We start from the raw sequence: 12556 nt of genomic DNA, 5'->3' as shown, positions 1-12556 counted from the left end.
TATTAGCACGAAAAATAACAATAACAGCATGATAATATCATGCAGTCAAAAGCACACTAGACCCCTAAAGGGAGGACGTGAACATTATTGACCATAACGGCTCACGCCATTATGGCGTAATGGGGAGTTATTCAAATCTGCTTTAGGATAAATATTTGTTTGGAAACTAAGCTTGCCTTGCTATGCTGTCACTCGTAAGTTGATAATTACAGTGAAGTAAATGGACTGCTGTATCGTTCAAGGAGATGACTATGTGGGCGTTTTTAGTTGAACAGCCTAACCTACCTTACACTATTGCCTTCGCCTGTGTGCTTGTCCTTGGTGTTTTTGAAGCCTTATCACTCGTCATAGGATTAAGTATGATGAGCGCCTTAGACCAGTGGGTGCCTGCTGATGTTGAGTATGATGCTGATATTGGTGGTAGCGGACTCACAGGGATTGCTGGCTGGCTTTGCCTCAATCGTTTGCCGCTACTTATCTGGTTTGTGCTGGCACTAACCAGTTTTGCCATTGCAGGCTATCTCGTTAATTACATTAGCTTAATAGTCTCGGCTACCTTGCTGCCGCAACTATTTACCTTACCTATCGCCATAGTCGGCAGTGCATTGTCTTGTCGCTATCTTGGCCGAGTACTGGCCGATTTGCTCCCCAAAAATGAATCTACCGCCATATCCCTTGATGACTTAAGCGGTTATGTCGGCACTATCACCTTAGGCTGCGCCATTAAAGGCATGCCATCGGAAGCGGTTGTTCGCGATAAACATCAACAAAAACATTATGTATTAGTCGAGCCTGAAACTTCAGGTATCGAGTTTGCTAGTGGTACTCAAGTGGTGCTGCTTAAAAGAGAGGGAAGAGTCTGGTCTGCGACTCGCTTTGATAATTAATTTTCCAAAGCTATTAACGAATAAGGAAAACAAATGGATGTGTTAAACGAAGTCACCAGTTCGAGCAATTTTGTGTTGTTGGTTGCCGCAATGGTATTGATTGGCCTGATTGTAATTGGTCTGATTTTCGCCAAGTTATACAAACGGGCAACGAAGGAAATGGCTTTTGTGCGTACTGGTTTTGGTGGTGAAAAAATCATTAAAGACGGCGGCGCAATCGTCTTACCCGTGCTGCATGAAACCATAGCCGTAAATATGAATACCCTGCGTATCGAAGTGGAGAAAACCCAAAAAGATGCGCTGATCACTAAGGATAGAATGCGTGTCGATGTGAAGGCCGACTTCTATCTGCGTGTGGCGCCCAATGCTGAAGGCATTTCGATGGCGGCACAAACCTTAGGTACCCGTACCACGCGGGTGGAAGAGCTGAAAAAGCTGATGGAATCTAAGTTTGTCGACGTGTTGCGTGCCGTTGCAGCCGAAATGACCATGACTGAGATGCATGAGCAGCGTGCCGATTTTGTACAACGGGTGCAGAACAACGTTGCTAACGATTTAGAGAAAAACGGTTTAGAACTTGAATCCGTTTCCTTGACGGGATTTGACCAAACCGACTTGCAGTTTTTCAATGAAAACAACGCATTCGACGCAGAAGGTCGCGCGCGTCTAGCTAAAATCATTGAAGAAAAGCGTAAAGAAACCAACGATATTCAGCAGGAAAACCGCATTAAGATTGAGCAGCGTAACTTAGAGGCTGAAAAAGAATCGCTGGAGATTGAAAAGTCGGAAGAAGAAGCACGTCTTATCCAGCAACAGTCACTCGAATTTAAGCGCGCAGAGCAAAAAGCTGAAATTATTAAGCAAAAAGAAAACAAGGCGCGTGAAGAACGTGAAGCCGAAATTGCCAAAGAACGTGCTATCGAAACCGCGGAAATTGAAAAGACCAAAGATATTGAAACACGCGAGATTGAAAAACGTAAATCTATCGAACAGGCGCGTATTCAACAGCAACGTGATATCGAAGTCGCCGAGCAGGAAAAACACATCGCGGTAGCCGCTAAATCGGAAGAAGAGTCGGCCGCCCGTGCCCGCGCAGCAGAAGCGGAAAAGCTGAAAGTGGAGAAAGAGGAAGCGGTTATCACAGCGCGCCAAGTGGCGGAAGCCAATCGTCGCAAAGAAATTGAAGTGATTGATGCCCGTAAGGAAGCGGAGCGCGATGCTGTTGGTGTGACAGTGCAAGCTGAAGCCGAGAAACGTGCCGCGGAAGACAGATCGAGTGCGATTTTGATTGAAGCGCGTGCCAGTGCCGATGCGAAAAAACTGCAAGCCGAGGCGGATGAAAAAGTCTATGCCGTTGAAGCGGCTGGTAAACAAGCTCTGTACGAAGCCGAAAACGTGCTGCGTGATGAGCAGATTGCGCTGCAAAAATCCCTTGCGATCTTAAAAGCCTTGCCAGAAATTGTTGCTCAAGCGGTTAAACCATTGGAAAACATCGAAGGTATTAAAATTCTTCAAGGTTATGGTGCTGGTCATCAATTTGCTACGGGTGGTGATAGTTCCGCCATCAACCAAGGTGGTATCGCTGAACAAGTGACTAGCGCAGCCTTAAACTATCGCGCCAATGCGCCAGTTGTCGATGCCATGCTACGTGAATTAGGCTTAGTCCAAGCGGATTCTGGCACTTTGAACGATCTGCTCAATGGCAATAATGCACTGACGACCGAGGCCTTAAATGTGGTGAAATCGGCCAACACTGGGCTGAATGGTTATAGTCAGCAACAGGCCATGATTGAACCAAAGATAAATAATTAAGAGTGGTCAATCACCAAAGACTAAAGCGCCTACGGGCGCTTTTTTATGCCTGAAACGGCTGTATCGATTTGTAGTATTCCACTATTACCCTAAATTTAATGGTCGGAGTAGAGTGAAATCCGCTGTTGCGTTTTCCCTTATCGAATAAAAGGAGTTTCTCATGGCCAATATTTTGATTATCGCCGGTGATTTTGTTGAAGATTACGAGTTAATGGTACCGTTCCAAGCCCTGCAAATGGTGGGTCACAGTGTCACGGTTGTTTGTCCCGATAAAGTGGCGGGGCAAACCATTAAAACGGCAATTCATGACTTTGAAGGCGACCAAACCTATACCGAAAAACCAGGACACTTATTTGCCTTAAATGGCAATTTTGCTGGTTCGAACGCGAGTGATTTTGATGCGCTGTTGCTTCCAGGTGGTAGGGCGCCAGAGTATTTACGCCTAAACCCTGCGGTGATTGCCCTCGTGGCAGAATTTGCCGCCCAAGATAAACCGATTGCGGCTATTTGCCATGGCGCGCAGTTACTCACGGCGGCCAATGTGGTTCGCGGTAAAAAAGTGTCAGCCTATCCCGCTTGCGCGCCCGAGGTGAAACAAGCTGGCGCTGAATATTGTGATATTGAAGTCACTGCGGCAATTACCGATGGCAAATTAGTTACCGCGCCCGCATGGCCAGCGCATCCTGCATGGTTGGCGCAGTTTAACAAGTTATTGAATTAACGATACTCATCCTGTGTAATTTATGGCATAACAGTTCGGGTAGAGGCTTAAGTTGAGTATTCGCTGGGGACTTAAGCAAGGCGCAATGGCTGGAGCAAAGCGCAATAGCTGCTTGGGGAGTAATATTGTGTGTGAAATCTATTCCGGTGCCGAACCTGAACTGTTTGAACTCAAAACCCGCTCCATTCGCATCGATGGTGTGGTGACGAGCGTGCGCCTCGAGGCGATTTTTTGGCAGATTATTGAAGAGATTGCCGAAGATGCCGAGCTGAGTGTCGCGGTATTTTTAACCCGTATTTACCGAGAGGTGTTAACTCGCCACGGAGAAGTGGCTAACTTTGCTTCTTTATTGCGGGTCGCCTGCACAACCCATCTTAATCAGGGGCAGCGTTTGGTGTTAAAACCTAAGGTTGCACTAAACGCGAAATCCTCTTGAATATCCATTGCATCTTTGCGATTTGAAAAGACTAAAGTTGCTGCATACTTGCCGCGTTATTGCAGAGCCATTTTCTTGTGAGTACTTGGAAACATGAGCTTTTATCGATTTAGCTTGCGAAGGCTTGGGTATATTTTTGGATAATCTGCTCTACTTTTCCATTGGCTTTTAGCTGCGCTATCGCGTGATTGAGCGCAGGTAGTAGAGCAGCATGCTCTTTCCGTAGCCTTAGCACCAGTAGGCCATCAGAATGCACCGCGGCTAATCCAACGGGGATCTTAAGCTTGTTTGACCAATATAAGGCGGGATAGTTACCCGAGATAATGGCCGTGATGCGGTGTTTATCTAATGCCTTAATCAACTCTTGTTCAGAGGTAAAATCGACACGGATAAACTCCTTGTCGTCATGGTACAAATATCCCCTGACGGTACCGATTTGCTTGCCTTTAATTCCAGTGATTTCTTTGAATGATTCAACATCTTCGGGTCTGGTCACTACGTACTCAGTGATAGGCATGATGGGATCGGATTTCACGAATAAGGGACCAAAATCTTGGTTTTCAAACCAACTGGGGCTAACCACATCAAAATCTAGTTGACCCGTTTCAAGGGCGTTGTTCGTCCGTTTGGGCGGCAAGGACAGATTTTCTCCCTCAATATTCGCTAAGGATAAAATCTGCGGAATTAATTCAGAAATTATTCCCGGAGCATCGGGTTGATTGGCAATAAAATACGGATACCAAGAATATGAGCCAGTAATGTTGTACTTGAGTTGTTCTGCATAGGACTGAGGGGCAAACAAAATCAGTAATAAAACGCCTTTAACGAGGCAACGATAGAGAATACTTCCTTTACCCATCGAGTCCTTCACTCCTTGGTTGATCGAGCTTAGTGGTTACTACGCTACATTGTATTCTTTCGTTGTGAAAAAATGGTTATCTGTGGCGCAGTTTACCTATTCAAGCAGTTTTAAGCCGTTAAGCCAACAGTTGGCACAATGCAGGTTGCTGATTGTGAGGATAAATTCGATAGGTCTTATGGTGTTTGATAAGACTCGTTTTCTTATTGCCCTGGCTTATCAGCAAACCATGGGAGAGAGCGATTTGAGTCAACTGTTGCTCATCGGCACGGACATATAAGTTGATGGGTTTGATGAGCTGATTATCTTGAATATGCTGGGTAAATTCTTTTACATCAATGACTAAGCTAGATTGGCCATCGCCGTCTAGCTTCAGTTTCGTATTAATTTCGGTATCGGTAAACACTAACCACTTGCGCTCAGTCAACTCGGCAATCATGGCATTTAAGGCTGTACCTAATGCGAGTTGCGAATTCTCAACAGCTTGATATTGGAAAACAATTCTTTCCAATAACCGCTTAAGTTCGGCGCCAGCCCCTTGGCTGCGAGCCATACGGATCCACGTGGTCAGATCCTCGGCAACCAATTTTGAAAAGCGTTTTTCCTTCAGGGCCTCAACCATCCAGTTGCATAAAAAATGGCTTTCCTGTGCGGGTGTGCGTTGGGCTTTTTTGGCTTGAGCTGAAGTGGTTAAATCGGTAAGCCCCGCCAGTGCGAGTTCGAGTATGGCTTGATTATAGGTTTGAGAATTCATTGTGGCTCCGCCGCGGGCTAAAGGGATTGATCTGATTAAATTGGGGCGATATTTATTGCGGCGGAGCTAGTTTAGCAAAGCAGTCGCTAAATCGATAACGATTCTTAGCGGCTGCTTGGGTGGGATATGGATTATTATGGCGCACCGACGAGGCTAGCCGCCGTCAGAATCAACTTAGGCGCAGGTCTCACCTTGTAGTTGGGATTCACATATTGGAAATGGATTAATCCTTGAGTATCAGCAATATAAATTGCCGGTACTGGCAGGACTAATCTTTTATCGCCTTCGGGCGTTGTCCAAAGTGGATTATCCAGTTTTAAGCGGCTCAGGTAAGTCTCAGTAACTTGCTTGCTGGTATAAAAGGCAAGGCCAAAGGCTTGCGATGCCTGCATTTTTTCATCGGAAAGGAGCAAGTATTTGAGCTCATTTTTCGCCGCCGAGGCTTTTAACAGTGCTGGCGTATCGGGTGATATACCCACTAATTGAAAACCCATTTCAATGAGTTTTGGCTCGATCGCTTTTAATTGTCCCATTTGGTTGTTGCAAAACGGGCACCAGCCGCCACGGTAAAAGAAGAAAATCGTTGGTTTTTGTGCCGTTAATTTGGCTAAATCAACATTTTGGCCATTCATGTCTTGCAAAGTGATTGCGGGGATTTGCTCGCCATTGAGTAGTGGGCTAACCGAATATTCATCTTTAGCGATAGATTGAGCGAGCGTGCTAAAACTGCCGAGCAGTAGGCTGATGGTCAGTAAAAATCGCTGTAGTGTGGACTGCATTAGAGCATATCTCCTTGTCATTAGTTTTTGTTTCAATTAAATATTCTGCTGTTAACGGTAAACCGCCATTAGCCTGTGTGCTTGGGTGGACTGAGCATGGGTGGTAAACGTAGAAATAAGAACGGCGAGATGCGAAATTTATTGCAGTATTTGTCGTTATTTATTGGGTTTGTTAATCAGTGCTATCACTCGGATATTGCAATAAGAACAAGATGTCCGCAAATCACTCTGAGTCAGATAGGTTTTAAATGGTAATAAAAAAGCGTCCGTTTAAGGACGCTTTAACATTATTATTAGTGTATTAAATTAGCGCGTTAAGATAGTTATCAACACAACATTATTTGAGTTTTTTGCCTTTGCTTGGGGCTTGACCAACTTTCATTTTCACGCGGCGGCCCTGCATGCTTTTTTCGGCGATGATCTGCTCGCTGACGTTGTCGAGTCGCTGTTGTTTTTTGGCAAAACTGCGACGGTTTTGCAGCTGTTTTAACAACAACTCACGGCTACCGACCTCATATCCTGGCACGGTAATGCGGCGAATTTTTTGGCCAATTAGCTTTTCAATATCCGCTAGGGTGCGCTCTTCTTCACGGCTCACAAATGAAATCGCCACGCCACTTTTACCTGCACGACCTGTTCGGCCTATACGGTGAACATAGTCTTCGGCAAGGAAGGGTAAGTCGAAGTTGACCACATACTCAAGGCTGGGAATATCTAAACCGCGGGCGGCCACTTCGGTCGCCACTAGCACACGTACTTTACCGGATACAAATTCGCGCAGCGCACGGCGACGGCTACCTTGGGCTTTTTCACCGTGGACGACTTCAGAGGGAATACCATCTAAATTTAATTCTTTAACCAGAGTATCCGCTGCATCGCGGGTCGCGGTAAACACTAACACTTGTTGCCAGTTTTTCTTACCAATCAACTCCGATAATAGCTCGCGTTTACGACGCTGCTCTACCGGATACACCACTTGGCTAACGGTATCGGCGGTGGTGTTTTGTTTATCGGCGCTGATCACTTGGGGTTTGACCATCATCTCGTTAGCCAGTTTTTTCACTGCGCTGGAGAAGGTGGCTGAAAACAGTAGGTTTTGACGCTTCTTGTTGACCGCTTGAAGGATTTTTTGAATGTCGGCACTAAAGCCCATATCCAGCATGCGATCGGCTTCATCGAGCACTAAAAAGTCAACGCTAGACAGACTTAAGTTACAGGCGGTAAGGTGCTCGAGTAAACGGCCAGGGGTCGCGACAATAATATCGGCACCGCGTTTTAACTTTTGGGCTTGAGTCTCAACCTTTACGCCACCGTAGATCGTTAATACGCTGAAATTTAAATACTTGCTGTAGGCTTCAACGTTTTCTGCTACTTGGGCGGCAAGTTCGCGAGTCGGAGTGAGGATTAATACCCGCGTGTTAGATTTTAAGGTTTCACTTGGGTTTTCAACCATTTTTTGTAGGATCGGCAGTGCGAAGGCGGCGGTTTTACCTGTGCCGGTTTGCGCGCTGGCGAGCACATCTTGGCCGCGGCGGATGGCTGGGATCGCTTGCTGCTGAATCGGTGTCATTTTTTGATAACCGCAATCTGAGATAGCGCGTAAAATCTCGGGGCAAAAACTAAAAGATTCAAATCTCATTTTGGATTCCTGTCATTCACTCATTCAATCATTCAAGCGCCTCACCCTATTACAGACACTTTTACAGCAAAGTATTCTGCCATGGGCGAACGTTAACGCACTTGTTTGTGCCTTTCTAACGCTTAGCGGTCAGAAAAATGGCGGGCGCGGAGTATAGCAAAATTTTCGGTTAAAACCTGTACTTTTTAACCCTTTGGCTGTTTATAACGATATTGCTGCTGTTTTGCTGATAATAGAGGATTAACTTAAGGCGTGGATTGGCTTGGATAAAGGATGCCGCGCTATTGTGTGTCGACAATCGCGCGGCATTACAGCTAGCCAAAGGCGCGGCGTAGGCCAAGTGCTTTTTCAGCGCTGTGTTTTAAATGATTGGCGGCATCACCAATCTGATGCGTTGCCGCGAGGTTTTCACTGCTGCTTTGGGTGATGAAATGAATATTGTTGGTGATTTCATGCACCACTTGGCGCTGCTGATCAGCGGCCACCGCATTTTGCTGTGCAAAGGTGTGGATCTCGCTGACTTCTTGGTAAATGGTGTTGACGTTTTTGGCGGAGGTTTGAATGTCGTTAGCGCATTGCTCTGCATGTTGGCGGCTTTGCTCCATTTCTTTTGCCCACGCATTTAACATGCTGAACATCTTATCGACACTCTGCGAAATACTGTTGGTCGATAACTGAGTGCGGCTCGATAGGGCGCGCACTTCATCGGCCACCACTGCAAAGCCGCGCCCTTGTTCACCCGCTCTCGCGGCTTCAATGGCGGCATTGAGGGCAAGCAGGTTAGTTTGCTCAGCAATAGAATCAATCTCACCCATGGCACTGGCAACTCGTTCAGCTTCTTGATTAAGCAGATTGGCATTATTCGCTGCATCGGCGACGGATTTAGCCAGCTGTTCGACCTTTTGGGTATTAGCCTTCATATTGGCGCTGCTTTTTAGGCAGAGATCATAGGCGGTATTAATGCTGGTTGAGGTTCGTTGAGTGTTTTGAGCAACTTCGGTAATCGTCGAACTCATTTCTTCCATTGCACTTGCCAGTTGCTCGAGCTGGTTTTTCTCTTGATCTAGGCTGGCATAGGTTTGTTCAGTGGTGACCACAAGTTGATCGGCTATCGCATGCAATTGATTAGCTTGATCTTGAGTGCGGCCGAGTACGCCATTCATCTTGGCTTGTAATAAAATCAATTGAAAATCGAGAATCGATGAGGTGTCAGCTCCCGAGTAGATGTAGCGACTTATAGAATCGTATTTTGTTTGCATATCAATCAACTTGGCCGGAATACGAAAGGCTTCATCGTAGAAGATAGCTAAGTTAAGGCCCATTAAAATCGCGCCAGCGATAATCACTCCCCAACCCCAAAGGTAACCCGCAATTAATAATCCTGTCGATGCAACTACAGCAGAGACAACACGTTTTTGCATCAAACTAAGTGGCTTAGCAATGGATTTATTGTCCAATAACCTGCGGTAAATAGCTGTTGCTCTAGTGACATAGGCTGCCTGTGGTTGCAGACGAACCGACTGATAACCAACAATTGTGCCATTCTCAAACACGGGAGAAACAAAGGCATCAACCCAATAAAAATCGCCATTTTTACAGCGATTTTTAACTATGCCACGCCAAGATTGGCCCGATTTTAGTTTTTGCCACATCTCTTTAAAAGCGGCACTAGGCATATCGGGATGGCGCACTTTGTTATGCGGATGCCCAATTAATTCTTCGGTGCGGTATCCTGATACTTCGACAAATCGTTGATTAACATAGGTAATAATCCCTCGGGTATCTGTGGTGGAAATCAATTCGTCTTGAGGAGTGAGGCGGATCTCTTGTGCGTGATGATGGTTGTTACTGATTTTATTGTGACTAGGGTTACTCTGGCTCATTTCATGTGTCCATTCTGGGCCGATATTATGATTAGGGTAAATGTAATGCTAAAGCTTGTGCCGACTCTCATGGGGGGCGGCTAATTATGTGATAATGGTATCATTTTTGTGTGGATATTGGAGAGTGGTTTTTAGCATTATCCATAAGAAAAGTAATGCATTTTTATTTTTCTAACTTTTTAAAAATATTAGTTTTTTTATTGCTATTTAAACGAGTGTTTATCCTGTTCATCGGCATATTTAGTGTGATATCTACTTTAGTATTAGCGGTTTTTGTCAGGTTAATAAGGTTGTTTTGAAGCAATAGGGAGAGGGTTTATACAAGCCAACGTCAGTGCATAAAGCGCTTTATATAGTGAATATTCGTCGTCCTTTGTGAGCCTCACAGGCATTGTGCCCACATGTTGCACTGACTCAAAAGAAAGTCGCGTCAATGCACCTTGGATTGAAATACCAGTGATAGTCCGAATTGATTAGATATCTAGGGCGTGTTGACGTTTCTAGATTAAATTTTGTTCGTTCTGGCAAGCTCATGCTCACGAAGCGAGGAATGATGTGTAGTTTACTCAAATGACGAGCGGCTCTTATGACAGAAAGTAGGAGCAAGTGCTTGCCAGACGAACCCTTCGGGCAGCACTTGGCTGAAGTTTCTGCTGCGTTATCGTCCGTTTATGTAGAATGCTACACAGCACGGACTTTGCCTTGCATAAACATCAGCCAAATTGCTGCAAAAATAACCCTGAAACGTCAACATGCCCTAATGTTGTTGGTATTACATGATGATCTGCGGTTTACTGACGCACAAACCTAAAATGGTGTAGCTTCAATACTCTAAAACAATAAACCCAAGACAGTGTGTCTTGGGTTTATCTAGTTACGAGGGGTTTTAACTATGAGTCATTAAATAGCTTTTGTCGCCTGTGTGAGCCACTCTAGTTCAGTGCCAGACATCAAAGGCGACAGGGTATTAAACACTTTCTGATGGTAAGCATTAAACCAGTCGATTTCGCCTTGGGTTAACAGGCTCTTATCGATAAGGCGAGCATCCATTGGGATCAGCGTTAGGGCATCGAATTCATACATTTCACGTTCGGCGCCCTTTAAGGCTTCGCAATGCTGCACTACCACTAGATTTTCGAGGCGAATACCAAAACTGTCGGCGCGGTAATAACCTGGCTCATTTGATAACACCATGCCAGGCATTAAGGCGATAGCATTAAGATTTTTACCTATGCGCTGTGGGCCTTCATGCACACTCAGAAAATGGCCGACGCCATGGCCTGTGCCGTGGTCGTAATCAAACCCATGTTGCCACAGATGTTGGCGGGCAAAAGCATCGAGTTGTTGGCCTGTCGTGCCTTTAGGGTAGCGGGCTTGATCTAAGGCGATATGGCCTTTAAGTACCAGTGTCACCATCTTTTTCTGTTCATCACTTACTTCGCCAATGGCGATGGTGCGGGTGACGTCCGTGGTGCCATCCAGATATTGAGCGCCAGAATCCACTAAGTAGATGCTGTTCATCGTCATCATCGCAGGCGTGCCATTGTTATGGTTATAGTGACACATGGCCGCATTGGCGCCAGCGGCGGAGATGGTGTCGAAGCTTGGCTCGCGATACTTGGGATCTTCGAGGCGGAAACTTTCTAACTTGTCGGCAAGAGTGGCTTCATCGTGCAGACGATTAGCCACGACTTCGGCATCGAGCCATGCAAGAAAACGGCTCACTGCTACACCATCACGGATATGGCTGGCACGCATGCCCGCTAATTCGGCGGCATTTTTTTGGGCTTTAGGCAGAGAGACTGGGTCGATACCAGCAATCAATTTGGCGCCAGCATCGCGGGCAAGATTTTGCGCCCAAGCGTTAGCAGAGTTGGGATCGGCCAGCAGTTTCACACCCTGTAAGCTTGCCAAGGTATCGGCAAGTGAAGCTTCACTGTTAAAGCTCACACCCGCTCCAACGTGTTCCTCAATGCCTTCGGGGAGTTTGCTCAAATCGGTAAACAGCTGCATATCACCATTGGCATGGAGCAGGGCGCAGCCGAGCACGACAGGGAGGCGAGGAACATCATTACCACGGATATTAAGCAGCCAGCAGAAAGAATCTAAAGCGGCAATCAGCGCAACATCGGCGCCGGCTTTTTTGACTAGTGCGCCAATCTCGGTCCGTTTTTGCAGGCTGGTCTTACCCGCACTTTCATTACTAAATAAGGTGATAGCTGCGCTCGACGGTGCAGGTCGATTTTGCCAGTGCTTATCAATCGGATTCTGTTCGACGGCAACCAGTTCAATCTGGGCTTTCGCTAACGTCGCTTTGGCGTTTTCAAACCAGGCTAAGGTGTGTAAACGGGCATCAAATCCGACACGTGAACCTGTGGGTAACGTGTCGCATAACCATTCGATTTGCGGAGTGTCTGTCAGGCTTTCATAGCTAAAGAGGTTTGCATCGACTTGTAAACGCACTTGTACCGTATAACGACCATCGGTAAAAATGGCGGCTTTGTCTTTTAGGACAATCGCCATGCCCGCCGAACCCGTAAAATCCGTCGCCCAGTAAAGACGCTCGTTGTGTTCTGGCACATATTCCCCTAAATATTCATCAGCGCGGGGGATGATAAAGGCATCTAGGTTGGCGTTTGCTAGCTCACTACGAATAGCGGCAAGACGGTTGGCAATCTTATTGTGTGACGACGATGGTAACGACATAGGGGCTCCAAATGATGGCATTGGCTACAGAGGTAGGCTGCCAAATTATCATGGGTAATGCTGGCAAAAAGGATGCAAAT

10 protein-coding genes are annotated in these 12556 nt (G+C 46.2%); 4 read left to right on the top strand and 6 right to left on the bottom strand.

Annotated elements, in window-relative coordinates:
• Positions 1-251: 251 nt before the first annotated feature.
• From IEY09_RS02165 to IEY09_RS02150, 4 genes are all read left to right on the top strand, one after another.
• Positions 252-887, top strand: coding sequence for a YqiJ family protein (locus IEY09_RS02165; protein WP_037415680.1), 636 nt, complete (start codon positions 252-254; stop codon positions 885-887).
• A gap of 33 nt (positions 888-920) precedes the next feature.
• Positions 921-2699, top strand: a complete 1779-nt coding sequence (locus IEY09_RS02160; RefSeq protein ID WP_188869678.1) for a flotillin family protein — start codon at positions 921-923, stop codon at positions 2697-2699.
• Between the two features lie 160 nt (positions 2700-2859).
• Entirely contained in the window at positions 2860-3420 is a 561-nt protein-coding gene (locus IEY09_RS02155; protein WP_037415686.1) for a DJ-1/PfpI family protein, read from the top strand.
• A gap of 127 nt (positions 3421-3547) precedes the next feature.
• The gene (locus IEY09_RS02150) at positions 3548-3856 is read left to right on the top strand and encodes a ribbon-helix-helix domain-containing protein (RefSeq protein WP_037416089.1); all 309 of its coding nucleotides are present in this window, start codon (positions 3548-3550) and stop codon (positions 3854-3856) included.
• 109 nt (positions 3857-3965) lie between these two features.
• Here IEY09_RS02150 and IEY09_RS02145 read toward each other — a convergent pair whose 3' ends face one another.
• The 6 genes from IEY09_RS02145 to IEY09_RS02120 all read right to left on the bottom strand — a co-directional run bounded on the left by IEY09_RS02145 (position 3966) and on the right by IEY09_RS02120 (position 12476).
• Positions 3966-4715, bottom strand: a complete 750-nt coding sequence (locus IEY09_RS02145; protein ID WP_188869676.1) for a type 2 periplasmic-binding domain-containing protein — start codon at positions 4713-4715, stop codon at positions 3966-3968.
• A gap of 118 nt (positions 4716-4833) precedes the next feature.
• Positions 4834-5469 carry a DUF2913 family protein gene (locus IEY09_RS02140; protein WP_188869674.1) on the bottom strand — a complete coding sequence of 212 codons (636 nt, stop codon included), beginning with the start codon at positions 5467-5469 and terminating at the stop codon, positions 4834-4836.
• A gap of 134 nt (positions 5470-5603) precedes the next feature.
• Positions 5604-6248, bottom strand: coding sequence for a peroxiredoxin-like family protein (locus tag IEY09_RS02135; protein WP_188869672.1), 645 nt, complete (start codon positions 6246-6248; stop codon positions 5604-5606).
• Positions 6249-6585: 337 nt separating this feature from the next.
• Complete coding sequence (locus IEY09_RS02130) at positions 6586-7887, bottom strand: DEAD/DEAH box helicase (protein ID WP_188869670.1); 1302 nt, start codon at positions 7885-7887, stop codon at positions 6586-6588.
• A 314-nt stretch (positions 7888-8201) separates the two neighbouring features.
• On the bottom strand, positions 8202-9770 hold the full coding sequence (locus IEY09_RS02125; protein WP_188869668.1) for a methyl-accepting chemotaxis protein: 1569 nt from the start codon (positions 9768-9770) through the stop codon (positions 8202-8204).
• Positions 9771-10670: 900 nt separating this feature from the next.
• Positions 10671-12476: an aminopeptidase P family protein gene (locus IEY09_RS02120; protein WP_188869666.1), complete on the bottom strand. Its 1806-nt coding sequence runs from the start codon at positions 12474-12476 to the stop codon at positions 10671-10673.
• Between the last annotated feature and the right edge of the window lie 80 nt (positions 12477-12556).

The organism is Shewanella xiamenensis (genome assembly GCF_014647135.1).
In the GTDB taxonomy this organism is placed as follows: Bacteria; Pseudomonadota; Gammaproteobacteria; order Enterobacterales; family Shewanellaceae; genus Shewanella; species Shewanella xiamenensis.
The sequence above is the reverse complement of the archived record's forward strand: the minus strand, read 5'-3'. Positions and strand labels throughout refer to the sequence as shown.

Coding starts and splice junctions, on each gene's coding strand:
- IEY09_RS02165 (WP_037415680.1), top strand. CDS start 252: ATGTGGGCGTTTTTAGTTGAACAGCCTAACCTACCTTACACTATTGCC.
- IEY09_RS02160 (WP_188869678.1), top strand. CDS start 921: ATGGATGTGTTAAACGAAGTCACCAGTTCGAGCAATTTTGTGTTGTTG.
- IEY09_RS02155 (WP_037415686.1), top strand. CDS start 2,860: ATGGCCAATATTTTGATTATCGCCGGTGATTTTGTTGAAGATTACGAG.
- IEY09_RS02145 (WP_188869676.1), bottom strand. CDS start 4,715: ATGGGTAAAGGAAGTATTCTCTATCGTTGCCTCGTTAAAGGCGTTTTA.
- IEY09_RS02140 (WP_188869674.1), bottom strand. CDS start 5,469: ATGAATTCTCAAACCTATAATCAAGCCATACTCGAACTCGCACTGGCG.
- IEY09_RS02135 (WP_188869672.1), bottom strand. CDS start 6,248: ATGCAGTCCACACTACAGCGATTTTTACTGACCATCAGCCTACTGCTC.
- IEY09_RS02130 (WP_188869670.1), bottom strand. CDS start 7,887: ATGAGATTTGAATCTTTTAGTTTTTGCCCCGAGATTTTACGCGCTATC.
- IEY09_RS02125 (WP_188869668.1), bottom strand. CDS start 9,770: ATGAGCCAGAGTAACCCTAGTCACAATAAAATCAGTAACAACCATCAT.
- IEY09_RS02120 (WP_188869666.1), bottom strand. CDS start 12,476: ATGTCGTTACCATCGTCGTCACACAATAAGATTGCCAACCGTCTTGCC.